Here is a 24,952-nt window from a genome sequence, read left to right as displayed (position 1 = left end):
GGTCGTGGCATCTGACGAGGCAAGTTTTTCTATGGCTCAAGCACCGCAACTAAAAATTCCGGCCACCTACATGCGTGGCGGCACCAGCAAGGGCGTGTTTTTTCGTCTTCAGGATCTGCCGCCCGCGGCACAGGTCCCGGGCGAGGCGCGGGACAAGCTGTTCATGCGCGTGATCGGTAGTCCGGACCCTTACGGCAAGCACACCGACGGGATGGGTGGCGCGACGTCCAGCACCAGCAAATGCGTGATTCTCTCGAAAAGCGATCGCCCCGAACATGATGTCGAATACCTTTACGGCCAGGTCTCGATCGACAGTGCTTTCGTCGATTGGAGTGGCAACTGCGGGAATCTCTCCACGGCAGCCGGCGCCTTCGCCCTGCATGCGGGGCTGATCGATCCGGAGCGGATACCGCGCAATGGCGTCTGCAGCGTGCGCATCTGGCAGGCTAACATCAGCAAGACGATCATCGCCCACGTGCCGATCAGCAATGGCGAGGTGCAGGAGACCGGAGATTTCGCGCTGGATGGCGTGACCTTCCCTGCTGCCGAGATCGTGCTGGAGTTCATCGACCCGGCAGACGACGGAGAAGGTGAGGGCGGTGGCTCGATGTTCCCCACGGGGAATCTTGTCGACGACCTGGATGTGCCGGGTGTCGGTATTCTGAAGGCGACCATGATCAATGCAGGTATCCCGACGGTGTTCGTCAACGCTGCGGACATCGGCTTCACAGGCACTGAATTACAGGGCGCGATCAATGGTGATCTGAAATCGTTGGCGATGTTCGAAGTCATCCGTGCTCATGGTGCCTTGCGCATGGGGCTGATCAAGGAGATCGGTGAGGCCGCCAGCCGCCAGCATACGCCCAAGGTGGCATTCGTCGCGCCGCCAGCAGACTACATGTCCTCGAGCGGTAAGCAGGTCTCGGCCAGTGACGTTGATCTGCTGGTGCGTGCGCTGTCGATGGGTAAGCTGCACCACGCCATGATGGGCACCGCAGCCGTCGCAATCGGTACCGCCGCCTCGATCCCAGGCACGCTGGTGAATCTCGCCGCTGGAGGGGGTGACCGCACAGCAGTGGTGTTCGGGCATCCGTCCGGGACGTTACGAGTCGGCGCCGAGGCCACCCAGGTCAACGGCGAGTGGACGGTGCTCAAGGCCATCATGAGCCGCAGTGCACGCGTGATAATGGAGGGCTGGGTGCGCGTACCGGCTGATTCTTTTTAGCGAGCCGATTTCCTCTTAGCGGTCCGGGGCGATACGGGACGAAGATATTGCGGTGGTAGGTTTCCCCCGTCCTGTTCCCGCTAAAAGATCTATGGCGAAATGCAAAAGTCCGCACTAAGCGGACTTTTCGTTGTCTAGCGAAGCGGTGCTTATTTCAGTCTGCGCTCGACGCCTTTTTCCACGAGGATCTTGGCGGAGATCTCCTCAACCGAGAAATGTGTGGAGTTGATGTAGTTGATGTTCTCCCGGCGGAAAAGATTTTCCACCTCGCGAACCTCGAACTCGCATTGAGCGTAACTCGCATAGCGGCTATTGGGTTTGCGCTCGTTGCGAATCGCCGTAAGGCGGTCCGGATCGATGGTCAGTCCGAACAGCTTGTCCCGGTGAGCCTTCAGCGCGGCAGGCAGTTGCAGGCGTTCCATGTCGTCTTCGGTGAGGGGGTAGTTTGCTGCACGAATGCCGTACTGCATCGCCATGTACAGACAGGTGGGCGTTTTGCCGCATCGGGAGACACCGACCAGAATCAGGTCAGCCTTGTCATAGTAGTGGGTGCGGGCCCCGTCATCGTTGTCGAGAGCGAAATTGACTGCGTCGATTCGCTCCATGTAATTGGCGTTATGGCTGATCGAATGGGATTTGCCGACAGAATAGGAGGAACGTGACATCAATTCATGTTCCAGCGGAGCAAGGAAAGACGAGAAGATGTCGATCATGAAGCCATTGGACTCGGCCAGGATGTCGCGAATCTCCTGGTTTACCAGCGTATCGAATATGATCGGGCGCGCGCCGTCGCTTTCCGCCGCTTTATTGATTTGCTGTACCATTGCCCGCGCTTTTTCGGCTGTGTCTATATACGGCCGAGTCAGCTTGGTGAAACTGATGTTTTCGAACTGTGCCAGCAGGCTCTGGCCGAGTGTTTCGGCCGTGATTCCAGTACCGTCGGATATGAAGAATGCAGTTCGTTTCATTGCATCTGGGACCTTAAGTCAAGAAACGGTTCTCAGCTATAGTAGGCCCCTTCGCCGAGCCTCGATTGGCCGCATTGTACTTATTTTGCGGGGTCAGGCCACCGTACCGCGGATTGGCACGAACCGACTTCCCTGCACAACGTGGAGAGATCACCTTGTTCTATCCACGATTGGTCCCATCCCCAGATCCTCAAGGTCGATCAACTCCCGCAAAGTATCCTCAGCCAGCTCCGTAAGCGGAACCACGAGCTGTTCCCGTGTGTCTTCAGGGCGGTCCAGATGGAGACCTTCAAGGTGAACTAAATTAAACGGCGGTAGCGCGTTGCGGTTTCCCTGTGAACTGTGCGCAGAGACAACGTAATGGTTCGCTTTGAGACACCCGCTGGTCGGAGGTGCATGTTGTAGACTCCACCCCGGCGATACACCCAGGGTGCAGCCATTGGACACGCGAGTTTGTTGCTTTTTTTTAACACTATTCTAACATTCTGGCCTTCATTCTGACGCAGAAGCGCGGATCTCATGTCTGATACCTCAAGCAAACAATAGGTTGAAGGGATCGAGAGGCCAAATCTGGAGGGTTCACCTTGGTAGAGTACGTAGTTTCCCTCGATAAGCTCGGCAATCATGATGTTGAGCGTGTAGGGGGCAAGAACGCCTCCCTGGGCGAGATGATCAGCAACCTCGCCGGTGCGGGCGTTTCGGTGCCTGGCGGTTTCGCCACCACGGCTCAGGCCTATCGTGACTTCATGGAGCTCAGCGGTCTCAATGAGCAGATTCACGCGCTTTTAGATGCATTGGATGTCGATGACGTTAATGCGCTGGCAAAAGCCGGCTCGCAGATCCGCGGCTGGGTAATGGAAGCTGAGTTTCCGCCGCAGCTGGACGCCGATATCCGTACCGCGTTTGCCGAAATGGCAGGCGGCAACGAGAACATGGCAGTAGCGGTTCGCTCGTCGGCCACCGCCGAAGACCTGCCTGACGCTTCCTTCGCCGGCCAGCAGGAAACCTTCCTCAATATCCGCGGCGTGGACAATGTAATTCGTGCCGCCAAGGAAGTGTTCGCTTCACTCTTCAATGACCGTGCAATCGCCTACCGCGTGCACCAGGGCTTCGACCACAAGCTGGTCGCACTGTCCGCCGGCGTGCAGCGCATGGTGCGTTCGGAGACGGGTACCGCTGGCGTGATGTTCACGCTGGATACCGAATCGGGCTTTCGCGGCGTGGTATTCATCACCGGCGCTTACGGCCTCGGCGAGACCGTCGTGCAGGGCGCCGTAAACCCCGATGAGTTTTATGTTCATAAGCACACCTTGGAAGCCGGGCGTCCGGCGATTCTGCGCCGGAACCTGGGCAGCAAGGCAATCAAGATGATTTATGGTGAAGAAGCCAGCGCCGGCAAGTCGGTCAAGACCGTCGACGTCGATCAGGCCGAGCGCATGCGTTTCTGCTTGACCGACGAAGAAGTCGCCAATCTTGCCCGGCAGGCCATGACCATCGAGAAGCACTACGGTCGTCCGATGGACATTGAGTGGGCAAAAGACGGTGATGATGGTCAGCTCTACATCGTTCAGGCGCGTCCTGAAACCGTTAAGAGCCGTAGCAGCGCCAACGTAATGGAGCGTTACCTGCTCAAGGAAAAAGGCACTGTGCTGGTCGAAGGCCGCGCTATCGGTCAGCGCATTGGCGCAGGCCCGGTGAAGATTATCCATGACGTATCCGAGATGGATAAGGTTCAGCCAGGCGACGTGCTGGTATCGGACATGACCGACCCGGATTGGGAACCGGTAATGAAGCGCGCCAGTGCCATCGTCACCAATCGCGGCGGCCGCACCTGCCACGCGGCCATCATCGCTCGTGAGTTGGGCATTCCGGCAGTCGTTGGATGTGGCAACGCCACAGAATTATTGCAGGACGGCCAGCGCGTCACCGTGACCTGCGCCGAGGGCGACACGGGGCTGATTTTCGAAGGCGAACTGGGTTTCGATATCCGTCAGAACTCCATCGACGCCATGCCCGAGTTGCCATTCAAGATTATGATGAATGTCGGCAACCCGGATCGCGCTTTCGATTTCGCCCAGCTGCCGAACGAGGGCGTGGGTCTGGCCCGTCTTGAGTTCATCATCAATCGCATGATCGGTGTGCATCCCAAGGCGTTGTTGAATTTTGACGGCTTGCCTGCGGACATCAAGGCCAGCGTCGAGAAGCGTATTGCGGGTTACGGCGATCCGGTCGACTTCTACGTTGAGAAGCTCGTCGAGGGCGTCAGCACGCTAGCTGCAGCGTTCTGGCCGAAGAAAGTCATTGTGCGTCTGTCTGACTTCAAATCCAATGAGTACGCGAACCTGATCGGCGGCAAGCTCTACGAGCCGGAAGAAGAGAATCCGATGCTCGGCTTCCGTGGTGCTTCGCGCTACATCAGCGAATCATTCCGTGATTGTTTTGAGCTCGAGTGCCGCGCCATGCGCAAGGTGCGCGATGAGATGGGCTTGACCAACGTAGAGCTGATGGTGCCCTTCGTGCGTACGCTCGGCGAGGCATCGCAAGTCATCGACATCCTCGGGCAGTTCGGTCTCAAGCGTGGCGAAAATGGCCTGCGTATCATCATGATGTGCGAGCTGCCGTCCAACGCTCTGCTGGCTGATGAGTTCCTCGAGTTCTTCGATGGTTTCTCCATCGGCTCCAACGACATGACGCAGCTTGCACTCGGATTGGATCGCGATTCCGGCATCATTGCTCACCTGTTCGACGAGCGTAACCCTGCCGTGAAAAAGTTGCTGGCCAGTGCAATTCAGGCGTGCAATAAGGCAGGAAAGTACATCGGCATCTGCGGTCAGGGCCCCTCGGATCATCCTGACCTGGCCAAGTGGCTGATGGAGCAGGGCATCGAGAGCGTGTCGCTGAACCCGGACTCCGTACTGGATACCTGGTTCTTCCTGGCGGACGCCGAGATCAACTGATCGCGAGTGGCAAAAAGGGCGGTTTCCGCCCTTTTTTTCGTCGGTGCAAATAGGGGTCGGTGGCGAGTGTGATGCGTTTCGATCACTACGCTTGTTGCTTATTTCGAATGCGATATCGTTGGTGGCGAACCCTGCACTGCGTCTTGCGGCGCGCTATACGCTGGGCCAGATTGCGGCCTGCTGGCGCCCTACGTCTCACTTGAAGGAGCTTAATCATGCAATACGTCACTCCCGATCTATGCGACGCCTATCCTGAATTGGTGCAGGTAGTCGAGCCGATCTTCAGCAATTTTGGCGGCCGCGATTCGTTTGGCGGAGAGATCGTGACCATCAAATGCTTCGAGGACAATTCGTTGGTCAAGGAGCAGGTGGACGTCGGCGGCACCGGCAAGGTGCTGGTGGTCGATGGCGGTGGTTCGCTACGACGTGCACTGTTGGGCGACATGCTTGCAGAAAAGGCGGCCCGTAATGGTTGGGAAGGGCTGGTCATCTACGGTTGCATCCGTGACGTTGACGTCATCGCGCAAACCGAACTTGGCGTGCAGGCGCTGGCTAGTCATCCTATGAAGACCGACAAGCGAGGCATTGGCGATCTTAACGTTCCAGTCACCTTCTGCGGGGTTACTTTCCGTCCCGGTGAGTACGTGTATGCCGACAATAACGGCATTGTGGTCTCGCCCGAGGCGCTAAAGATGCCCGGCTGAGTTGTAGCATCCGGTTACCGAAGCCCGGCTATGCCGGGCTTTTTGCGATCTAAGGGGAAAGCGATTTTGTCTGAGAAAAATGACCATTCGGGCCTTTTGCATGCGCTGGTTCTGGACGGGCAGGGTGGGGCACGCCAGCTTGCCTACGCAGATATTCCTTCGCTGGAGCTGACAGAGGCTGAAAGCCTTTGGCTTCATTGGGATCGCAGTCAGACGCAGGCTCAGGCCTGGCTGCGGGAGCGAAGTGGGCTGACTGAGTTCGTTTGCAACGTGTTGCTGGAGGAAAACACCCGGCCACGTCTGCTCGCCTTGCCCGCGGACGAGGTGCTGCTGTTCCTGCGTGGGGTCAATCTCAACCCTGATGCCGAGCCCGAGGATATGGTCTCGCTGCGGGTCTTCGCAGATGCTCGGCGGGTCATCTCGTTGCGCCTGCGTCCGCTGCGGTCCACTGAGGCGGTGCTACAGCAGCTGGAGGCTGGTGTCGGGCCGAAAACCTCATCCGAAATACTGCTCAGCCTTGCCGATGCATTGACCGATCGGGTGGATGACCTGGTTGCCGTGCTGACGGAGAAGCTGGACGAGGAGGAGGACCGGGTCGAGACGGACGAGCGTTACACGCCGCCTCAGGACAAACTGTTGTCGCTGCGGCGGCAAGCCGCAAGTCTACGCCGGTTCCTGCTGCCGCAGCGTGAGATCTACGCACAGCTGACGCGCAATCGTTTGCCCTGGTTTGTGGATGACGACACGGACTACTGGAACGAGCTGAACAATCGACTGATCCGCTACCTCGAGGAGTTGGAGTTGGTCCGCGAACGAGTCAATCTGGTGCTTGAAGCGGAAGAGCGGCGAATGCGCGAGCGGATGAACAGGACCATGTACCTACTTGGCATCATCACTGGTTTTTTTCTGCCGATGAGTTTTCTCACCGGCTTGCTTGGAATCAACGTGGGCGGCATCCCGGGTTCCGAAAACCCGTACGGCTTTGCGGTGGCGTGCGTAATCATCGCTGCGGTGGCGTGTTTTCAATGGTGGATCTTCCGCCGACTGAAGTGGGTGTAAATGTGACCACTTCTATGAACGTGCCGTCTAGATCAGACCGTTAGCGAGGTAACCATGCGCGATCCCTTCGAAGAATCCCTGCGGGACATGCTTAACGCGCAGTCGGCGCGTGACGACGATGCTTGCCTCGATCGCGTACTCAAGACAGCCAACCGTCAGGTTGGCGCAGGCGATCTTTTCGCTCTGATGGGGCGTTGGGTGCAGGCCGTATTGATTGCGTTCAGCAATGGCGCGCCGCATACCTCGACTGTCACACGTCGTCGTGCCTCCTTCCATTCTTCTTTCGATAAGGCTGACTGATCATGGAACTCGATCCTTGGAGCCAGAGCTTACTGGGTGCAATGAGCGCGCTTTGGGCTCCCATTGCGGCGTTCATACCGCGTTTGTTTGGCGCGCTGCTGGTCGTCGCCATCGGCTTTGTCGTCGCAAAGTTGCTGGACACGTTGCTCTCGAAAGTCCTGGCGAAGGTAGGCCTGGATCGACTGGTTGCAGGCACGGGAGTGACCAAGCTGCTCGGTCGTGCCGGCATTCGCGTACCGATATCGACACTGATCGGCAAGATCGTCTACTGGTTCGTGTTGCTGATCTTCCTTGTCTCTGCAGCTGAATCCTTGGGTCTCGCACGGGTGTCGGCGACACTCGATATGCTCACGCTGTACGTACCGAAGGTCTTCGGGGCGGGATTGATCCTGCTTGTCGGCGTTTTGCTGGCTCAGTTGGTTAACGGCCTGGTTCGAGGCGCTGCAGAAAGCGTTGGCCTTGAATATGCCAGTGGACTAGGGCGGGTCGCTCAAGGCCTGGTAATCATCATCATTATCTCGGTGGCAATTGGTCAGCTCGAAGTCAAAACCGAACTGCTCAATTATGTGGTCGCGATTGCGCTGATTTCCGTCGGATTGGCGGTTGCGCTGGCGCTGGGACTTGGTAGTCGTGAACTGGTCAGTCAGATCCTGGCGGGCATCTATGTGCGTGAGCTCTACGAAGTCGGACAGCGGGTGCGCCTGGACGGATTGCAGCTGGAAGGCGAAATCGAAGAGATCGGTACGGCGAAGACCCTGCTACTCACCGATGACGGTGAATTGGTCTCGATTGCCAATAGAGTGCTGCTTGAGCAGCGAGTGGGCAGCCGCTAGGTCCGGGAATCTGTTAAAGTGCGTCGCCCCTTTTTTACGGTTAACGTGAATGGCGGCCACGACTTTTGCCGGTTCGAAGCGTCTTGACTAAAGCCCATCCGCCCACCATGAGCTATGACCCCCGCCAGCTTTCTGATGAAGAGCTGGTGCAGCGAGCTCATGCCGAGCTGTTTCACATAACGCGTGCATATGAAGAGTTGATGCGGAGATATCAGCGAACTCTTTTCAATGTGTGTGCGCGCTATTTGGGGAACGACCGAGACGCAGATGACGTCTGCCAAGAAGTGATGCTCAAAGTTTTATACGGCCTGAAGAACTTTGAAGGCAAGTCGAAGTTTAAGACATGGCTATATAGCATTACCTACAACGAATGTATCACGCAGTATCGGAAAGAACGCCGCAAGCGCCGCTTACTTGATGCGTTGAGCCTCGATCCGGTCGAAGAGGCGTCGGAGGAAAAGGCACCGAATCTCGAGGAGAAGGCGGGGCTAGACAAGTGGCTGACCCATGTGAATCAGATTGATCGAGAGATACTCGTCCTGCGTTTTGTTGCAGAGCTGGAGTTTCAGGAAATTGCCGACATTATGCATATGGGGCTAAGCGCAACGAAAATGCGATACAAGCGAGCGCTGGATAAACTACGCGAAAAATTTTCGGGGATTGCTGAAACTTAACGGCAACAAGTTGTCTTACTGGTAGCGAAACAGCTTGGCCTATAGACAGCCGGTTTCCTTAGATTGTTCTGATACTCACCACCAGATGGGGATTTACGGATGAAACTTAAAAACACCTTAGGCGTTGTAATTAGCTCCTTGGTTGCAGCCACTTCTTTTAGCGCGCTCGCCCAGGGTCAGGGCGCTGTAGAGGTGGAGGCGTTCGGCAAGCACTACTTCTCCGACAGCTCCCGTGGCTTCGAAGATGAAGGCGAGCTCTATGGCGCTGGCGCCAGCTATTTTCTCACCGACGACGTCTCCCTGGGTCTGTCCTATGGTGAATACCATGACGTCACTTCGGACGAACCTGTAGCGGGCGGCGGACATAAGAACATCAAGGGCAACCTGACTTCACTTGATGCGGCCTACCACTTCGGTCAGCCGGGCGTAGGTCTGCGTCCATACGTTTCTGCCGGTATGGCTCATCAGAGCATCGGTCAGGCTGCACGTAGCGGCCGTGACCACAGCACCTTTGCGAACATTGGTGCGGGCCTGAAGTACTACTTCACCGAAAACTTCTTCGCCAAAGCCAGCGTTGATGGCATGCATAACATTGATGCCGGCGACAGCGAGTGGATGGCTGGGGTAGGTGTCGGCCTGAATTTCGGCGGCGGCGCACAGCAGCAGGTCGCGCAGGTTGAGCCGACTCCGGAGCCAGCACCGGCTCCGATCGTTGATACCGAGCCAGAACCAGAGCCGGAGCTGGTCCGTGTTGAGCTGGACGTCAAGTTCGATTTCGACAAGGCGCGCGTTCGCGAAGAGAGCTATAGCGATATTAAGAACCTGGCTGACTTCATGCAGCAGTATCCGCAGACCAGCACCACTGTTGAAGGTCACACCGACTCGGTGGGCACTGATCAGTACAACCAGCGTCTGTCCGAACGTCGTGCCCAGGCTGTTCGTGAAGTGCTGGTCAACCAGTACGGCGTCGAGAGCCAGCGCGTCGATTCGGTCGGTTACGGCGAAGCCCGCCCGGTAGCTGACAACAGCACCGAGGAAGGCCGTCAGATCAACCGCCGCGTAGAAGCAGAGGTCGAAGCACAGGTTCGTTAATTCGTACCTTGTTTCAAGAAAAGCCCGGCAGTGCCGGGCTTTTTTTCGCCCAGCACTTTTAATTGCGGAGCGTTGAGCGTTGAGCGTTGCGCTTGGTGATCAGGGGCGCTGACTATCAGGATGCCTCGCCTATACGGCCTCGCCTGATGAAAAGTCAGGCATGAAAAAGCCCGCCGAAGCGGGCTTTTTCATTGGAGCGCTAAAGTATCAAACAGCAACCACGTCGATCTTGGCGTTGGCCGCGGACTCGCGGAACTCAGCGATCTGATCGAAGCTCAGGTAGCGGTAGACGTCCGCTGCCATGGTATCGATCTGTGCGGCGTAGACCATGTACTCCTCGACGGTCGGTAGGCGGCCGATAATCGAAGCGACTGCTGCCAGCTCGGCAGAAGCCAGGTACACGTTGGTTGCATCGCCCAAGCGGTTGGGGAAGTTACGGGTCGAGGTGGAGACCACCGTCGAGCCGGTTTCCACGCGTGCCTGGTTACCCATGCACAGCGAGCAGCCCGGCATTTCCAGGCGCGCACCGGCGCGGCCGTAAATACCGTAGTAGCCTTCCTCGGTCAGCTGATGCTGATCCATCTTGGTCGGCGGTGACAGCCACAGGCGGGTCGGCAGGGCGCCTTCCACTTTGTCCAGCAGCTTACCGGCGGCGCGGAAGTGACCGATGTTGGTCATGCACGAACCGATGAAGACTTCGTCGATCTTCTCGCCCTGAACGCTCGAGAGAAGACGAGCATCGTCCGGGTCATTCGGCGCGCAGAGAACCGGCTCGGTGACTTCGGACAGATCGATTTCGATAACTTCGGCGTACTCGGCATCAGCATCGGCAGCCAGCAGCTCCGGCTTGGCCAGCCAGGCTTCCATTGCCTGAGCGCGACGCTCCAGGGTGCGGGCATCGCCGTAGCCTTCGTTGATCATCCAGCGCAGCAGCGTGATGTTCGATTGCAGGTACTCGGCAATCGCCGCTTCTGGGAGCTTGATGGTGCACCCCGCAGCGGAGCGCTCGGCAGACGCGTCTGACAGCTCGAACGCTTGCTCGACCGTCAAATCGTTCAGACCTTCGATTTCGAGGATGCGGCCGGAGAAGATGTTCTTCTTGCCTTTCTTCTCGACAGTTAGCAGGCCTTTCTGGATGGCGTAGTAGGGGATCGCATGAACCAGATCGCGCAGCGTGATGCCAGGCTTCATCTTGCCCTTGAAGCGAACCAGTACCGACTCCGGCATATCCAGCGGCATTACGCCGGTAGCAGCAGCGAAGGCAACCAGACCGGAACCGGCCGGGAATGAGATGCCCATCGGGAAGCGGGTGTGCGAGTCACCACCGGTACCGACGGTGTCCGGCAGCAGCATGCGGTTCAGCCAGCTGTGGATGATGCCGTCACCCGGACGCAGGGAAACACCGCCACGGGTCATGATGAAGTCCGGCAGGGTGTGGTGGGTGGTGACATCGATCGGCTTCGGGTAGGCCGCGGTGTGGCAGAACGACTGCATTACCAGGTCAGCTGAGAAGCCCAGGCAAGCCAGGTCTTTCAGCTCGTCACGGGTCATCGGGCCAGTAGTGTCCTGCGAGCCGACGGTGGTCATCTTCGGCTCGCAGTAGGTGCCCGGACGGACGCCTTTGCCTTCCGGGAGGCCGCAGGCGCGACCGACCATCTTCTGCGCGAGCGTGAAGCCCTTGTTGCTCTCGGCAGGTGCTTCCGGCTTCTTGAACAGATCGGACGGGCCCATGCCCAGTTCGGCACGTGCTTTTTCGGTCAGGCCGCGACCGATGATCAGCGGAATACGGCCGCCGGCGCGAACTTCATCGAGCAGGACGTCGGTTTTCAGCTGGAAAGTGGTGACCAGCTCATCGCTACCATGGCGGCGGACTTCGCCCTTGTACGGGTAAACATCGATCACGTCGCCCATGGCCAGATCGGAGCAATCGAACTCGATCGGCAGGGCACCGGCGTCTTCCATGGTGTTGTAGAAGATAGGCGCGATTTTGGTGCCGAAGCAGAAGCCGCCAGCGCGCTTGTTCGGTACGTTCGGGATGTCATCGCCGAAGAACCACAGCACCGAGTTGGTGGCGGATTTGCGCGACGAGCCGGTACCGACCACATCACCAACGTAGGCAACCGGGAAGCCTTTGGTTTTTAGCTCTTCCATTTGCTTGAGCGGGCCAACCGAGCCAGGTACGTCGGGGTTGATGCCATCGCGCGCCATTTTCAGCATGGCCAGGGCGTGCAGCGGGATGTCCGGGCGCGACCAGGCATCAGGCGCGGGGGACAAGTCGTCGGTGTTGGTTTCGCCAGTGACCTTGAATACGGTCAGGGTGACTTTCTCTGCTACCGGGGCGCGATTCTTGAACCACTCGCCTTCGGCCCAGGACTGCAGGACGGCTTTGGCATTGGCATTGCCGGCCTTAGCTTTCTCGGCTACGTCATGGAAGGCATCGAACATCAGCAAGGTGTGCTTGAGTTGTTCCGTGGTGGTATCGGACAGTTCCGGGCTGTCCAGAAGATCGACCAGCGTGACGATGTTGTAACCGCCCTGCATGGTGCCTAGTAGCTCTACGGCGTGCTGCTTGCTGATCAGTGGCGAGGTAGCTTCGCCCTTGGCGATGGCAGCGAGGAAGCCAGCCTTGACGTAGGCGGCTTCATCCACGCCCGCCGGAACGCGGTTAGTGATCAGGTCGAGGAGAAATTGTTCTTCGCCAGCTGGCGGGTTCTTCAGAAGTTCGACCAGGCCTGCGGTCTGCTCGGCGTTCAGCGGCTGGGGCACGACGCCCTGGGCGGCACGCTCTTCTACGTGTTTGCGATAGGCTTCAAGCACAGTTTTATACCCTCATCATTGGTCCCTTGGGTGTCTCGGGACGCACATCCGGAAGCTGTTTTCAAAGTTTTACGCCGGTGACGGGTGCGCAGGTTAGAGGGATCTGCGCACCCGTTAGGTAGCCGGTCAACTGTGCTCGTGACGCTTTGAAAACAGCTTCTTGCGGATTGTGGCGCCTAAAACGGCGGGCTGATTCTACTGGAACGGACCCGTAAAGTTAAGTGAAACGCCGTGGCGAGCGAATTCGGCTGGTTCCTGCAAGCCCTCTCGAAAAGATCTCGGCGCCCCGCGCGGCCCGGGCTGCGCAACCAGGAGCGGGCTTCTGGGTGGATTCTTCCGTGACCCGGCTTGGACAAAAGTCTAAGATGCGGCGCTGTCCTTCGATTCACCGCCCGTTATGTCCAATCAGCGCATCAAAACTCCTTGTGTGGGCCTCTGTTCCACCGTTTACGGTGATCTCGTCTGCCGCGGCTGCAAGCGTTTCCACCATGAAGTGGTGAACTGGAATGCTTATGGCGAGGAGGGCAAGCGCGCCGTCTGGCTGAGGCTGGAGCTACTGCTGGCGCAGGTAATGGCTGCGAAGCTGGATATCTTCGACGCGGAACTGTTGCGCCGCCAGTTGGAAAGCCGGCAGATTCGCTTTGTCGCGGACCAGTCGCCGTACTGCTGGGCCTATCACCTTATCGCTCGTGGCGCGCGGGTTATTCAACAGCTCGAGGCGTACGGCGTCGTTTTGCTTCCCGAATTCCGTGACTGGTCTCTACCCGAGCTTCGTGACGCCATCGACCGGGAATTCTTTCTTCTGTCAGAAGCGCATTACCAGCGCTACATCGCGCCAGGGTTTCCGAGCGAAACCAACGGCTAGCTTGGCACAAGCAGTAGCGGCATGCGTCCGGCTGCTGCTGGCGCCATCCATGCCGCTAACGGCGTGCCAGATCCTCCAGATGTTCGATAATGCCGTCCGGTTTCAATACCAAGACGTCGCTTTCCAGGGCATCGAGCACCACTTCGGCGGTATTGCCCATCAGTGCGCCTGAGAAGCCAGTGCGGGCGACCGTGCCGATGACCGTAACAACCGCCTGTAGTTGATGGCAGACGCGGGGGATCAGGGCATCTGCCGGACCCTCTTCGATGTGTAGATGGCTACCTGGAATATCGAAGTCGGTCTGGAACTGTTTGCAGGCATCTCGATAGCGCGCTTCGATGGTTTCCTTCAGTTGGAAAGCGGGGTCCGCGGCTGAAAGCATGGCTGAGGGATGGGCGCTGATGACATGCAGGCTGCCCTCGGCTAGCGAGGCGATTTCGTAGCCATGATTAACGATGCTGGCGTGGAGCGTGCGGTGTTCGAGATCTGCGTTGCCTACATCGACAGCCGCGAGCACCGTACCGCCAGTCCAGGGCGCTTCGGTCTTGACCATCAGCACGGGGCAGGGGCAATAACGCAGTAGTTTCCAATCGTCCGGAGTCAGCAATGTGCGCCTCAGCGGGTTATCGGCGACGTGCTGTTTAATCACCAGGCCACAGCCTTCGGCTTGCTGTACCGCGATAATCGTCTGGTGAAGATTGTCGTGCCAGGCTTGTTGGGTGGCTACGGTATGCCCCTGGTTCTCCAGCTCCGCACGAAGCTTGGCGAGGTAGTCGCGGTGATCATGCTTACCGTCGCAAACCAGCAGGCGCAGTTGTGTCTGGCTGACGCTAGCGATCAGGCGCGCCCGCTTCAGTGCCAGGTTTTCAGGCAGCTTTGGATCGATTACTACGAGAATACAGCGAATGGCTTGCATGATCGGCTCCGCTTGCGGTTTCGTATGACTTCACTATAGCCAAGGGAACCCTTCTGGGTCTGACTCAGGCCAACCAGCACTGGCCGTGGAGAGCATGCTTCGTATAATGCGCCGTCCGCGGCATTGAGTCGGTATCCACTGCCGTTCACCTTATTTTGCGAATACGACCTCACCATGCTTCCCGAATTGAATGAATTTCTTGGCTGTGCCACACCCGCTGCGTGGGTCGACGCTGCGCTGCAAAATCAGGACGTGATGCTCATCGATCACGGCAATTGCGAGAAAAAGGCTGCAGGCGCGGCCTTCCAGCTGATGTTCAGGTATATCGACAAGCCCGACCTGCAGAACAAAATGTCGCGTCTGGCCCGGGAAGAGCTGCGGCATTTCGAACAGGTGTTATCGATCATCCGCAAGCGTGAGATTGGCCTGCGTAACATCGGCTCATCACGTTACGCCGCTGGCTTGCGGGAATTGGTGCGTAACCATGAGCCCTATCGGCTCACCGATACACTGGTGATCGGAGCCTTTATCGAGGCGCGTTCCTGCGAGCGTTTTGCGATGCTGGTGCCACATCTGGACGAAGAGCTGAGCAAGTTCTACCACGGCCTGCTGAAATCCGAGGCGAGGCACTTTCAGGATTATCTGAAGCTGGCGTATCTCTATGGGGATGTGGCGGATATCGATGAGACCATCGTTCGGGTGCGTGAACGTGAACGCGAGCTGATCGAAAGCCCCGATAGCGAGTTTCGCTTTCACAGCGGCGTACCGAGCGCCGCCTGATCTATCAGCTAAGGTCGAACGGCGCCTGATGAAAGCCAGCTTCGTCGACCTGCAAGGCCCAGCCTTGGCGATCCCAATCACCCAATACGATGCGCCTGGCGGGTTGCCCATCGATCTGCAGCGAATGCGTGGCGGGACGGTGGGTATGACCGTGAACCAGTGTACGGACGTTGTAGCGTTGCATGACCCGGGCCACTTCGTCGGGCGTAACGTCGACGATATCGCTGGCTTTCATCCGCGTCTCTTCCTTGCTGCTCGATCGCAGCTTCTGGGCCAATTTCTGACGCTTGGCGAGGGAGAGGTTGTGCAGGATGAACAGACTGATCGGGTTACGCAGCCAGCGCCGTAGCCGCATATAGCCTTCGTCTCGGGTGCACAGGCTGTCGCCGTGCATCAGCAATACCCGCTCGCCGGCTAGCTGTGCGATATGCGGATCGGCCAGAAGCGTACATCCTGCCTCGCGACAGAATGCTTTACCGACCATGAAATCGCGGTTGCCATGCATCAGGTAGATACGGGTTCCACGTTGACTTAGCGCTTTCAGCGCTCCGGCTATTTCGTGCTGATAGGGTGTCATGCCGTCATCGCCGACCCAAACCTCGAAGAAATCTCCGAGGATGTAAAGCGCCTCGGCCTGGATCGCTCGAGTCTCGAGAAAACGAAGAAACGCCCGGGTAATGTCCGGGCGTTTTTCCTCTAGATGCAGATCAGAAATCAGCAGAATCAATACGGTTACTCGACGATCTCGGCTTTCTCGATAACCACATCTTCTACTGGGACGTCCTGATGGCCGGACTTCATAGTGGTGGGCACGCCTTTGATTTTTTCGACCACGTCCATGCCTTCGACCACTTCGCCGAACACGGCGTAGCCCCAGCCTTGGACGGTCGGCGCGGTGTGGTCGAGGAAATCGTTGTCCTTGACGTTGATAAAGAACTGGGCGGATGCCGAGTGCGGCTCCATGGTGCGTGCCATGGCCAAAGTGCCGGTCTTATTGGAAAGGCCATTGTTGGCTTCGTTTTTGATCTGGGCGCGGGTGGCTTTCTGCTTCATGCCGGGCTCGAAGCCGCCGCCCTGGACCATGAAGTTACTGATCACGCGATGGAAGATCGTGCCGTCGTAGTGGCCGCTCTTCACGTATTCCTTGAAGTTGGCGGTGGTTTCCGGGGCCTTGTCTTCGAACAACTTGACGGTAATGACGCCATGATTGGTATGCAGCTTGATCATTGAGGCCTTCCTTATGAGAAAAGGTAGAAGTCGTGTCGCGACAGCGTGGCCGGCGCGATAGCGAGGATGAACGTCGCTGCCGCAGTGCGTTGCGCAGCCGGGCGCTTTGCTCTGTCAGGGGGTTGACGGGTCCGCTATCATAAGCGCTTTGATTTGGCGGGCCTACCCTGAGGCGCGCACTCGCAGATCGTTAAGGACACCATGAGCAAGCCTGAGACTACCGCAGCCACCAATTTTCTCCGCCCGATCGTCCAGGCCGACCTGGAATCCGGCAAGCATGCCAAGATCGTCACGCGCTTTCCGCCCGAGCCCAATGGTTACCTGCATATCGGCCATGCCAAGTCGATTTGCCTGAATTTCGGTCTGGCCCAGGAGTTCGGTGGCGAGTGCAACCTCCGCTTCGACGACACCAACCCGGCGAAAGAAGATCAGGAATACATCGATGCCATCAAGAGCGACGTCCAGTGGCTCGGTTTCCAGTGGGCGGGCGAGGAACGCTACGCCTCCAACTATTTCGCCCAGCTGCATGATTGGGCCATCGAACTGATCAAGGCTGGCAAGGCCTACGTCTGCGACCTGACGTCAGAGCAGGCTCGGGAGTACCGCGGCAGTCTGACCGAGCCGGGTAAGAACAGCCCGTTCCGGGATCGCTCGGTGGAAGAAAACCTGGACCTGTTCGCTCGGATGAAGGCCGGCGAATTTCCTGACGGTGCCAAGGCGTTACGCGCGAAGATCGACATGGCCTCACCGAACATGAACCTGCGCGACCCGATTCTCTATCGAATCCGCCATGCGCATCACCATCAGACCGGCAATGACTGGTGCATCTACCCGAGTTACGATTTCACCCATGGCCAGTCGGATGCCATCGAAGGCATCACTCATTCGATTTGTACCCTGGAGTTTGAAGATCACCGTCCGCTCTACGAGTGGTTCCTCGAAAACCTGCCGGTTCCGGCGCGCCCGCGTCAGTATGAGTTCGCCCGCCTCAACTTGAACTACACCATCACCAGCAAGCGCAAGCTCAAGCAGCTGGTCGATGAAAAGCACGTCGGTGGTTGGGACGACCCGCGGATGTCGACGCTCAGCGGCTATCGCCGGCGCGGATACACGCCGGCGTCGATCCGTACCTTCTGCGACATGATCGGGGTGAACCGCGCGGGCGGCGTGGTTGATATCGGCATGCTCGAATTCGCGATTCGCGAGGACCTGGACGCCAATGCGCCACGTGCCATGTGCGTCCTCAAGCCGCTGAAAGTCGTCATCACCAACTATCCTGAAAGCCAAATAGAAAACCTCGAGCTGCCTCGCCATCCGAAGCAGGACATGGGGGCGCGCCAGTTGCCGTTCTCACGCGAGATCTATATCGACGCCGGAGATTACGAGGAGAACCCGCCGAAGGGATTCAAGCGCCTAGAGCCTAACGGTGAGGTTCGTCTGCGTGGCAGCTACGTGATCCGTGCCGACGAGGCAATCAAGGATGCCGAAGGCAACGTGGTCGAGCTGCGTTGCAGCTATGACCCCGAAACCCTCGGCAAGAACCCGGAAGGCCGCAAGGTCAAGGGCGTTATTCACTGGGTCCCAGCCGCTGAGAGCGTCGAGTGTGAGGTGCGTCTGTACGATCGCCTGTTTCGCTCTGCCAATCCCGAGAAAGACGGGGATGGCGGTAGCTTCCTTGACAACATCAATCCCGAATCGCTGATCGTGCTCAAGGGTTGCCGCGCCGAACCTTCGCTGGCCTCGGCCGAAGCTGAAGATCGCTTCCAGTTCGAGCGCGAAGGCTATTTCTGCGTCGACCGCAAAGACAGCCGGCCGGACGCCATGGTGTTCAACCGTACTGTGACGCTGCGTGATTCTTGGGGAGGCCAGTAATGGCGTTGTCGATCTACAACACCCTGACCAAAGCCAAGGAGCCGCTCAAGCCGCTGGTCGGCAATCAGGTGCGGATGTACGTGTGCGGCATGACGGTCTATGACTTCTGCCATATCGGTCATGCGCGGGTCATGGTGGCGTTCGATGTGGTTTCACGCTGGTTGCGCCAGCGTGGTTACGATTTGACTTACGTGCGCAACATCACCGATATCGACGACAAGATCATCCGTCGCGCTCAGCAGAACGGCGAGACCTTCGAAGCGTTGACCGGGCGCATGATCGCCGCCATGCATGAGGATGAGGCGCGGCTCAACGTGTTGCGTCCCGATAATGAGCCGCGTGCCACCGAGTACATCGCTGGCATGCACAGCATGATCCAGACCCTAATCGACAAAGGCTTCGCTTACGCGCCGGGGAACGGCGATGTCTACTACCGGGTCGGCAAATTCGTCGGCTACGGCAAGCTGTCGCGGCGCAAGATCGAGGATCTGAAAATCGGTGCGCGCATCGAAGTCGACGAAGCCAAGGAAGATCCGCTGGACTTCGTGCTCTGGAAGGCGGCCAAGCCGAGCGAGCCGAGCTGGGAGTCGCCCTGGGGCGCGGGCCGTCCGGGCTGGCATATCGAGTGCTCGGTCATGTCCACGTGCTGCTTGGGCGAGACCTTCGATATTCACGGCGGTGGTCCTGATCTGGTGTTTCCGCATCACGAGAACGAGATCGCGCAAAGCGAAGCGGCCACCGGCAAGCAGTACGCCAATGCCTGGATGCATGCCGGTGCGGTCCGCGTCGATGGCGAGAAGATGTCCAAGTCGTTGGGCAACTTCTTCACCATTCGCGATGTGTTGGATAAGTACCAGCCGGAAGTGGTGCGCTACCTGTTGGTTTCGAGCCATTACCGCAGCCCGATCAACTATTCCGAGGACAGCCTTAAAGAGGCTAAAGGCGCGCTGGAGCGGTTTTATACCGCGCTCAGGGGCCTTCCCGACGTGTCTGCCGAAGGCGGCGAGAGTTTCACCTCGCGGTTCGGCGATGCCATGGATGATGACTTCAACTCTCCTGAAGCGTGCGCCGTGTTGTTCGAAATGGCTCGCGAGGTCAACCGTTTGCGCGAAACCGATCAGCAAGGCGCCGGGGCACTTGCGGCTCGCTTGAAAGAACTGGCGAGTGTGCTCGGCGTGTTGCAGATGGACCCAGACGCCTTTCTGCAGGCCGGCGCCGCAGGCAAGGTGAATGCGGCCCAGGTAGAGGCGCTGATTGCCGCTCGACTGCAAGCCCGGTCCGAGAAGAACTGGGCAGAGTCCGACCGTATCCGAGACCAGTTGACCGCCATGGGTGTGGTGCTGGAAGACGGCAAAGGCGGCACGACCTGGCGTCTGGGCGAATAACCCTGACTGTTGTGCTTGTTCTGAGGTGATCGGGCAGGCCTTCGGCCTGCATTCGCCGCGGGGCGCGCCAGCGGTGCGGTGTAAGGCGCTGTGCTTTTTGGCGCTTGGCGTGCGGGCCGACCGGCGCCTCGACGCCTTATCCTTTCCAGATTCCCTCGGCACGCAGGCGCTTGTAGAGGGTGTTGCGGCTGACACCCAGGTGCCGGGCGAGGTGCGAAACGTTGCCGCGACAGGCCTCGAATTGCGAACGCAACGACTGATTTGAAGTAAATGGAAGCTGGGTGGTCTTGGGCGAGGGCTGGAGTAGCTCCGTTCGGTCGTGGGTGTCGGCGTTTTTCTCAAGGTCGACGAAGAAATCGTCCGGCAGATGCTCCAGGCGGATCGGCTGATCCTCGGCCAACGCCAGCGCAACCTGGATCACGCTGCTCAGCTGGCGTATGTTTCCCGGCCAGGGGTGGTTTTCGAACAGGCGCTGTACGTCGGCACTCAATCCAGCCCATTGCTGGGGCTCCCGGTGTTGCTCCCAGATGCGCTGGATCAGGGCCTGCTTGTCGCGACGGGCTCGTAGCGGTGGCAGCTCCACGCTGAGGCCGCTGACGCGATAGAACAAGTCCTGGCGGAAACGACCGCTTTCGACGTCTTGGCGTAGCGAGCGATTCGTTGCGCAAATCAACCGAAAGTCGACCGGGAAGGGCTGTCCGCCACCGAGCGGCTGGACGCTACGGTCTTGCAGCACACGCAACAGGCGTGCCTGCAGGTTCAGCGGCATATCGCCGATCTCGTCGAGAAACAATACGCCCCCGTCAGCCTTGCGGATCAAGCCGAGACTGCCTTTCTGATGTGCGCCGGTGAATGCGCCTTTCTCGTAGCCAAACAGTTCTGCTTCAATAAGCTCGCCGGGAATCGCCGCGCAATTCACCGCGATCAAAGGGGCTTTAGCCCTCGAGCTGGCTGCGTGTAACGCCTTGACCAGTATTTCCTTACCGACGCCCGTCTCACCGTGCACGAGGATCGGAACGTTCTTTTCCAGCATGAGCTGGGCCTGGTGAATCACTTTATGGACCTGCGGGTCGCCCTGGTCGATACCAGCCAGATCGATAGGCTGTTCCGGTCTGGGTGCCTTGCGGAAGTCGCGAGGCTGGATGCGTGGCTTCTGTGGGCGTCGAACGATGCCGTGAAAACGATGGCGGCCCATCGCTCGCAATAGCAAGGGTTGGTCTTCGGGTTGATTGACCAGCTGCAGAAGGGGAATGTCGAACAACCTGTCGATGCGGGTGCGCGCCAACGCCACGCCGAGCAGATTGTCGGCACGCCGGTTAGCCGAGACGATCAACCCGGACTCGTCGAATACCAGCAATCCAGCCCACTGGCTGTCGAGGTTGTCCTGGCCGGTGTTGAAGGTCAGCTGGAAATAATCATCGTGGAAAAGATTGAGGATCAGCCGATTCTCCACCGATTGGCTCATCATCTTGACCATGCCGAGGGTGTGCGAAGGCGGAAGGTAGCTGTCGCTGGAGACATCGAGCACCGCAATCAACTGGCGCTGCGCGTCGAAGATCGGTGACGCCGCACCGGACAGATAGCGGTTGGCCTTGAGGAAGTGCTCATCGCGCTGAATATGAACGGCCTGCCCACTGGCCAACGCGGTGCCGATCGCATTGGTCCCCGTGTCACGCTCCATCCAGCTCGCGCCGGGCTTGAAGCCTCGTTGCTGCGCGGGCTCGACGAAGCGCCGATCCCCCCAGGATTCGAGCAACTGCCCGCCGCTGTCCGCCAGAAGAATCAGGCAGCTCGAGTTCGAAAGGATGTTCTCGTAGTACGGCAGCACTTCGCGTTGGGTGGTTTGCACCAGGCTTCGCTGACGCTCCAACAGGGCGTTAACGTCCTGCTCTGCCGGCTGGCCGAAACTGGGGATGCTAAGCGGATTCAACCCGTAGCGTTCGCAGCGGCTCCAGGAATCCTCTACCAGAGCCTGATGTGAGATGGACTGGGCTGGGTCGGCCATGTTGCCTCTCTGAGGGTGCAATTCTTGTTGTTATAGGCTGCCGTCGCGTCTGGCTGCTTTGAACAGTCTTGTTCATTTATGTTCAGTGTCAATGTTCACAATTGTTCATTTTGAACGGTTGAGAACACAGTTCTCGCAGCAAACCACACGCTAGAGCCGTTGTTCGGGGCTGGCATGGATATCGCTCTGCGTCTTTCCATAACAATTAGAAGGATGCGGCATGTCCCTCACGCTGGAACACGTCACCAAGACAGTCGATGGCCACCTGCATATCGACGACGCCAGCCTGGTTTTCGAACCCGGCTCGTTCAACGTACTGATCGGGCGAACCCTGTCGGGCAAGACCTCGCTGATGCGCCTTATGGCCGGGCTCGACAAACCGAACAAAGGGCGAATCCTGATGAACGGCGCGGACGTGACCGGGGTACCCGTGCGCAAGCGCAACGTGTCGATGGTCTACCAGCAGTTCATCAACTACCCGACGCTGAGTGTCTTCGAGAACATTGCTTCGCCGCTGCGTCAGGCTGGGGTGAGCAAGGCGGATATCGAGCGCAAGGTGCGTGAAACTGCCGAGATGCTGCATATCGAAGAATTCCTTCAGCGGTATCCACTGGAACTATCCGGCGGCCAGCAGCAGCGCACCGCGATGGCTAGAGCGCTGGTCAAGGATGCGGATCTGGTTCTGTTCGACGAGCCGCTGGTCAACCTCGACTACAAGTTGCGTGAAGAGCTCCGTCAGGAGATGCGCGAGCTCTTCAAGACTCGGCGCAGCATCGCCGTTTATGCCACCACCGAGCCCAATGAGGCGCTGGCGCTGGGCGGAACGGCAACCGTCCTGCATGAGGGCCGAGTGATACAGAGCGGGCCGACTTCCGAGGTTTATCACCGGCCCAGCCACATGCTCAGTGCCGAGCTGTTCTCCGAGCCGCCGATTAATCTGCTGCCGGGCAGGATTGGCGCCAACGAAGTCAGCTTTCAGGACAGCATGCATTTTCCGCTTAACGCAGACCTGCGGACCCTGAGCGAGGGCGAGTACCAGTTCGGCATTCGTCCCAGCCATATTGGGCTCGTGCCCTCCAATGACGACGATCTGGAGGTGTCCGGGATCGTCGAGCTAGCGGAAATCAGTGGCTCGGAAACCTTTCTCCATGTGCGCAACGACCATTTCAGTCTCGTGCTGCACCTGCAGGGCCTGCACGACTACGCGGTGGATTCGCCGATTCGGGTGTATGTGCCGACCCACAAGCTGTTTGTGTTCGATGCCGCTGGCCAGTTGGCCCAGGCACCGGCTCGACGCATCTGAGGAGAGCACCATGGCTGAGATTCGCTTGAAGAACCTTGCCCACAGCTACAACTCGCAGCCGCGCGGGGCGGAGGACTATGCGATTCGTGAGATGGACCATGTGTGGGAGCAGGGCGGTGCCTACGCTCTTTTGGGCCCCTCCGGATGCGGCAAGTCGACGTTGCTCAACATCATTTCCGGATTGCTCAGCCCATCCGAGGGCCAGGTGCTGTTCGACGCCCGCGAGGTGAGCAGGATGACGCCCGAACAGCGCAATATTGCCCAGGTTTTCCAGTTTCCGGTGGTGTACGACACCATGACCGTGTTCGACAACCTGGCCTTCCCGTTGCGTAACCAGGGCGTCCCGGAAGCGCGGGTCACCAGCAAGGTGCACGAAATTGCCGAGGTGCTTGACCTTCATCCATTGCTCAAGCGCAAAGCCCGCAACCTGACCGCGGATGAGAAACAGAAGGTCTCCATGGGGCGCGGTCTGGTACGGGACGACGTGTCGGCGATTCTCTTCGACGAGCCGCTGACCGTGATCGATCCGCATCTGAAATGGAAGTTGCGCCGCAAGCTCAAGCAAATTCATGAGCAGTTCAATATCACGATGATCTACGTAACTCACGATCAGCTGGAGGCTTCGACGTTCGCCGACAAGATCGCGGTGATGCATGGCGGGCAGATCGTCCAGTTCGGTACGCCGCGGGAGCTGTTCGAGCGGCCACAGCACACCTTTGTCGGGTTCTTTGTCGGCAGTCCCGGCATGAATCTGATCGAGGTCCGTGCCGAGGTAGGCGGTGTTGGTTTTGGCGATCAGCACCTGCCGCTCTCCGGAGCGCTGGCGGCTCGGTCGGCCGACCTGGCGGAAAGTCGTCTGCAGATTGGCATCCGCCCGGAATTCGTTCAGGTGACGGAAGAAACAACAACCGGTGGGATGCAGGCCGAGGTCGTGCGGGTAGAAGACCTCGGTACCTACAAAATACTCACGCTCCGGCTGCAAGGCCATCTGCTCAAGGCGCGCCTGCCAGAGGATCAGCCCGTACCAAAAGGGCAGGCCTGGGTGGGCTTTCCTGCCCAGTGGCTGATGCTCTATGCCGATGACCGGCTGGTAGAGGAGCGGCCATGACCAAAATCCAGAATAATCGCGCCTGGTGGCTGGTATTGCCTGTGTTTCTGCTGGTCGCCTTCAGCGCCATCCTACCGATGATGACCGTGGTGAATTACTCGGTTCAGGACATCTTCGATTCCTCGACGCGCTTTTTTGTCGGCGCAGACTGGTATCGCCAGATTCTCCATGACCCTCGCCTGCATGACTCGCTGTTGCGGCAGTTCATCTTTTCCGGCTGCGTCCTGTTAATCGAAATTCCGTTGGGCATCGCGGTAGCGCTGACGATGCCGACCCGCGGCCGCTGGGCCTCTCTCTGCCTGATCGTGATGGCGATTCCGCTACTGATACCTTGGAACGTTGTCGGGACGATCTGGCAGATCTTCGGGCGCGCCGACATCGGCCTGCTGGGTTACAGCCTTCGCGAACTGGGCATTGACTACAACTACGCGTCCAACACTCGGGATGCCTGGGTGACGGTGCTGGTGATGGATGTATGGCATTGGACTTCGTTAGTCGCGCTGCTGTGCTACTCCGGCTTGCGAGCGATCCCGGATGCCTACTATCAAGCCGCACGTATCGACAGGGCGTCGGCTTGGGCGGTGTTCCGCTACATCCAGTTGCCGAAGCTCAAGAGCGTTTTGCTGATCGCTGTGATGCTGCGCTTTATGGACAGCTTCATGATTTACACCGAGCCGTTCGTACTCACCGGTGGCGGTCCGGGCAACGCCACGACGTTCCTCAGTCAGACGCTGACCAAAATGGCGGTGGGGCAGTTTGATCTAGGCCCGGCGGCGGCGTTCTCGCTGATCTATTTCCTGATCATCCTGCTGGTGTCATGGCTGTTTTATACGGCCATGACCCATGGCGACCAGAAATGACG

At 58.6% G+C, this 24,952-nt stretch carries 21 protein-coding genes; 15 read left to right on the top strand and 6 right to left on the bottom strand.

The features are described 5' to 3' along the window. Nucleotides 1–31: 31 nt before the first annotated feature. Nucleotides 32–1,225: a 2-methylaconitate cis-trans isomerase PrpF gene (prpF, locus tag H3028_RS12655; RefSeq protein WP_181297351.1), complete on the top strand. Its 1,194-nt coding sequence runs from the start codon at nucleotides 32–34 to the stop codon at nucleotides 1,223–1,225. Between the two features lie 149 nt (nucleotides 1,226–1,374). On the opposite strand, the gene H3028_RS12650 is transcribed toward prpF, so the two are convergent. After that, a complete protein-coding gene (locus H3028_RS12650) occupies nucleotides 1,375–2,193 on the bottom strand; it encodes a pyruvate, water dikinase regulatory protein (protein WP_181297350.1) in 819 nt (272 codons plus the stop codon). Nucleotides 2,194–2,777: 584 nt separating this feature from the next. Between H3028_RS12650 and ppsA the strand changes: the two genes are divergently transcribed. The 7 genes from ppsA (at nucleotide 2,778) to H3028_RS12615 (ending at nucleotide 9,812) form a co-directional block, all read left to right on the top strand. Continuing rightward, nucleotides 2,778–5,150 carry a phosphoenolpyruvate synthase gene (ppsA, locus tag H3028_RS12645; protein ID WP_181297349.1) on the top strand — a complete coding sequence of 791 codons (2,373 nt, stop codon included), beginning with the start codon at nucleotides 2,778–2,780 and terminating at the stop codon, nucleotides 5,148–5,150. Nucleotides 5,151–5,365: 215 nt separating this feature from the next. Beyond that, on the top strand, nucleotides 5,366–5,854 hold the full coding sequence (gene rraA, locus H3028_RS12640) for a ribonuclease E activity regulator RraA (protein ID WP_181297348.1): 489 nt from the start codon (nucleotides 5,366–5,368) through the stop codon (nucleotides 5,852–5,854). Between the two features lie 63 nt (nucleotides 5,855–5,917). Beyond that, the gene (locus tag H3028_RS12635) at nucleotides 5,918–6,913 is read left to right on the top strand and encodes a zinc transporter ZntB (RefSeq protein WP_309109544.1); all 996 of its coding nucleotides are present in this window, start codon (nucleotides 5,918–5,920) and stop codon (nucleotides 6,911–6,913) included. Nucleotides 6,914–6,967: 54 nt separating this feature from the next. Beyond that, nucleotides 6,968–7,213: a CrfX protein gene (locus H3028_RS12630; RefSeq protein ID WP_181297346.1), complete on the top strand. Its 246-nt coding sequence runs from the start codon at nucleotides 6,968–6,970 to the stop codon at nucleotides 7,211–7,213. A gap of 2 nt (nucleotides 7,214–7,215) precedes the next feature. After that, nucleotides 7,216–8,046, top strand: a complete 831-nt coding sequence (locus H3028_RS12625; protein WP_181297345.1) for a mechanosensitive ion channel domain-containing protein — start codon at nucleotides 7,216–7,218, stop codon at nucleotides 8,044–8,046. Between the two features lie 107 nt (nucleotides 8,047–8,153). Beyond that, nucleotides 8,154–8,720 carry an RNA polymerase sigma factor SigX gene (gene sigX, locus H3028_RS12620; RefSeq protein ID WP_181297495.1) on the top strand — a complete coding sequence of 189 codons (567 nt, stop codon included), beginning with the start codon at nucleotides 8,154–8,156 and terminating at the stop codon, nucleotides 8,718–8,720. A 99-nt stretch (nucleotides 8,721–8,819) separates the two neighbouring features. After that, nucleotides 8,820–9,812, top strand: a complete 993-nt coding sequence (locus H3028_RS12615) for an OmpA family protein (RefSeq protein ID WP_181297344.1) — start codon at nucleotides 8,820–8,822, stop codon at nucleotides 9,810–9,812. Between the two features lie 207 nt (nucleotides 9,813–10,019). On the opposite strand, the gene acnB is transcribed toward H3028_RS12615, so the two are convergent. Beyond that, nucleotides 10,020–12,629: a bifunctional aconitate hydratase 2/2-methylisocitrate dehydratase gene (acnB, locus tag H3028_RS12610; RefSeq protein WP_181297343.1), complete on the bottom strand. Its 2,610-nt coding sequence runs from the start codon at nucleotides 12,627–12,629 to the stop codon at nucleotides 10,020–10,022. Nucleotides 12,630–13,026: 397 nt separating this feature from the next. Here acnB and H3028_RS12605 point away from each other — a divergent pair, with 397 nt between their 5' ends. Next, complete coding sequence (locus tag H3028_RS12605; RefSeq protein ID WP_181297342.1) at nucleotides 13,027–13,494, top strand: DUF1289 domain-containing protein; 468 nt, start codon at nucleotides 13,027–13,029, stop codon at nucleotides 13,492–13,494. Between the two features lie 55 nt (nucleotides 13,495–13,549). Here the strand turns inward: H3028_RS12605 and H3028_RS12600 are convergent, their stop codons facing one another. Further along, nucleotides 13,550–14,410 (bottom strand): universal stress protein, encoded by an 861-nt coding sequence (locus H3028_RS12600; RefSeq protein WP_181297341.1) that lies wholly within the window; start codon nucleotides 14,408–14,410, stop codon nucleotides 13,550–13,552. A gap of 174 nt (nucleotides 14,411–14,584) precedes the next feature. Between H3028_RS12600 and H3028_RS12595 the strand changes: the two genes are divergently transcribed. Next, nucleotides 14,585–15,190, top strand: a complete 606-nt coding sequence (locus tag H3028_RS12595) for a tRNA-(ms[2]io[6]A)-hydroxylase (protein ID WP_181297340.1) — start codon at nucleotides 14,585–14,587, stop codon at nucleotides 15,188–15,190. A gap of 4 nt (nucleotides 15,191–15,194) precedes the next feature. Here the strand turns inward: H3028_RS12595 and lpxH are convergent, their stop codons facing one another. Continuing rightward, the gene (lpxH, locus tag H3028_RS12590; RefSeq protein ID WP_181297339.1) at nucleotides 15,195–15,917 is read right to left on the bottom strand and encodes a UDP-2,3-diacylglucosamine diphosphatase; all 723 of its coding nucleotides are present in this window, start codon (nucleotides 15,915–15,917) and stop codon (nucleotides 15,195–15,197) included. Between the two features lie 5 nt (nucleotides 15,918–15,922). After that, on the bottom strand, nucleotides 15,923–16,417 hold the full coding sequence (locus tag H3028_RS12585; RefSeq protein ID WP_168423845.1) for a peptidylprolyl isomerase: 495 nt from the start codon (nucleotides 16,415–16,417) through the stop codon (nucleotides 15,923–15,925). Between the two features lie 201 nt (nucleotides 16,418–16,618). Here H3028_RS12585 and H3028_RS12580 point away from each other — a divergent pair, with 201 nt between their 5' ends. Then, entirely contained in the window at nucleotides 16,619–18,289 is a 1,671-nt protein-coding gene (locus tag H3028_RS12580; protein ID WP_181297338.1) for a glutamine--tRNA ligase/YqeY domain fusion protein, read from the top strand. After that, a complete protein-coding gene (gene cysS / locus H3028_RS12575) occupies nucleotides 18,289–19,674 on the top strand; it encodes a cysteine--tRNA ligase (RefSeq protein WP_181297337.1) in 1,386 nt (461 codons plus the stop codon). The genes H3028_RS12580 and cysS overlap by 1 nt, the downstream gene beginning before the upstream one ends. Nucleotides 19,675–19,810: 136 nt before the next feature. Here cysS and H3028_RS12570 read toward each other — a convergent pair whose 3' ends face one another. Then, the gene (locus H3028_RS12570; protein ID WP_181297336.1) at nucleotides 19,811–21,679 is read right to left on the bottom strand and encodes a sigma-54-dependent Fis family transcriptional regulator; all 1,869 of its coding nucleotides are present in this window, start codon (nucleotides 21,677–21,679) and stop codon (nucleotides 19,811–19,813) included. Nucleotides 21,680–21,899: 220 nt separating this feature from the next. Between H3028_RS12570 and H3028_RS12565 the strand changes: the two genes are divergently transcribed. Genes H3028_RS12565 through H3028_RS12555 form a run of 3 tightly spaced genes read left to right on the top strand, consistent with a single transcriptional unit; the run spans nucleotide 21,900 to nucleotide 24,950 of the window. Continuing rightward, nucleotides 21,900–22,982 carry an ABC transporter ATP-binding protein gene (locus H3028_RS12565; RefSeq protein WP_181297335.1) on the top strand — a complete coding sequence of 361 codons (1,083 nt, stop codon included), beginning with the start codon at nucleotides 21,900–21,902 and terminating at the stop codon, nucleotides 22,980–22,982. 10 nt (nucleotides 22,983–22,992) lie between these two features. Continuing rightward, nucleotides 22,993–24,090, top strand: a complete 1,098-nt coding sequence (locus tag H3028_RS12560) for an ABC transporter ATP-binding protein (protein ID WP_181297334.1) — start codon at nucleotides 22,993–22,995, stop codon at nucleotides 24,088–24,090. Further along, the gene (locus tag H3028_RS12555; protein WP_168423839.1) at nucleotides 24,087–24,950 is read left to right on the top strand and encodes a carbohydrate ABC transporter permease; all 864 of its coding nucleotides are present in this window, start codon (nucleotides 24,087–24,089) and stop codon (nucleotides 24,948–24,950) included. The genes H3028_RS12560 and H3028_RS12555 overlap by 4 nt, the downstream gene beginning before the upstream one ends. Nucleotides 24,951–24,952 lie beyond the last annotated feature (2 nt).

The organism is Pseudomonas sp. Q2-TVG4-2, assembly GCF_013620795.1.
Lineage (GTDB): Bacteria > Pseudomonadota > Gammaproteobacteria > Pseudomonadales > Pseudomonadaceae > Stutzerimonas.
The sequence above is the reverse complement of the archived record's forward strand: the minus strand, read 5'-3'. Positions and strand labels throughout refer to the sequence as shown.

What these genes read in the sequence shown, in the direction of transcription:
- H3028_RS12605 (WP_181297342.1), top strand. Translation starts at nt 13,027, where the DNA reads ATGTCCAATCAGCGCATCAAAACTCCTTGTGTGGGCCTCTGTTCCACC.
- H3028_RS12600 (WP_181297341.1), bottom strand. Translation starts at nt 14,410, where the DNA reads ATGCAAGCCATTCGCTGTATTCTCGTAGTAATCGATCCAAAGCTGCCT.
- H3028_RS12595 (WP_181297340.1), top strand. Translation starts at nt 14,585, where the DNA reads ATGCTTCCCGAATTGAATGAATTTCTTGGCTGTGCCACACCCGCTGCG.
- H3028_RS12630 (WP_181297346.1), top strand. Translation starts at nt 6,968, where the DNA reads ATGCGCGATCCCTTCGAAGAATCCCTGCGGGACATGCTTAACGCGCAG.
- H3028_RS12625 (WP_181297345.1), top strand. Translation starts at nt 7,216, where the DNA reads ATGGAACTCGATCCTTGGAGCCAGAGCTTACTGGGTGCAATGAGCGCG.
- H3028_RS12615 (WP_181297344.1), top strand. Translation starts at nt 8,820, where the DNA reads ATGAAACTTAAAAACACCTTAGGCGTTGTAATTAGCTCCTTGGTTGCA.
- H3028_RS12560 (WP_181297334.1), top strand. Translation starts at nt 22,993, where the DNA reads ATGGCTGAGATTCGCTTGAAGAACCTTGCCCACAGCTACAACTCGCAG.
- cysS (WP_181297337.1), top strand. Translation starts at nt 18,289, where the DNA reads ATGGCGTTGTCGATCTACAACACCCTGACCAAAGCCAAGGAGCCGCTC.
- rraA (WP_181297348.1), top strand. Translation starts at nt 5,366, where the DNA reads ATGCAATACGTCACTCCCGATCTATGCGACGCCTATCCTGAATTGGTG.
- sigX (WP_181297495.1), top strand. Translation starts at nt 8,154, where the DNA reads ATGAGCTATGACCCCCGCCAGCTTTCTGATGAAGAGCTGGTGCAGCGA.
- H3028_RS12650 (WP_181297350.1), bottom strand. Translation starts at nt 2,193, where the DNA reads ATGAAACGAACTGCATTCTTCATATCCGACGGTACTGGAATCACGGCC.
- H3028_RS12570 (WP_181297336.1), bottom strand. Translation starts at nt 21,679, where the DNA reads ATGGCCGACCCAGCCCAGTCCATCTCACATCAGGCTCTGGTAGAGGAT.
- prpF (WP_181297351.1), top strand. Translation starts at nt 32, where the DNA reads ATGGCTCAAGCACCGCAACTAAAAATTCCGGCCACCTACATGCGTGGC.
- H3028_RS12565 (WP_181297335.1), top strand. Translation starts at nt 21,900, where the DNA reads ATGTCCCTCACGCTGGAACACGTCACCAAGACAGTCGATGGCCACCTG.
- H3028_RS12585 (WP_168423845.1), bottom strand. Translation starts at nt 16,417, where the DNA reads ATGATCAAGCTGCATACCAATCATGGCGTCATTACCGTCAAGTTGTTC.
- H3028_RS12580 (WP_181297338.1), top strand. Translation starts at nt 16,619, where the DNA reads ATGAGCAAGCCTGAGACTACCGCAGCCACCAATTTTCTCCGCCCGATC.
- H3028_RS12555 (WP_168423839.1), top strand. Translation starts at nt 24,087, where the DNA reads ATGACCAAAATCCAGAATAATCGCGCCTGGTGGCTGGTATTGCCTGTG.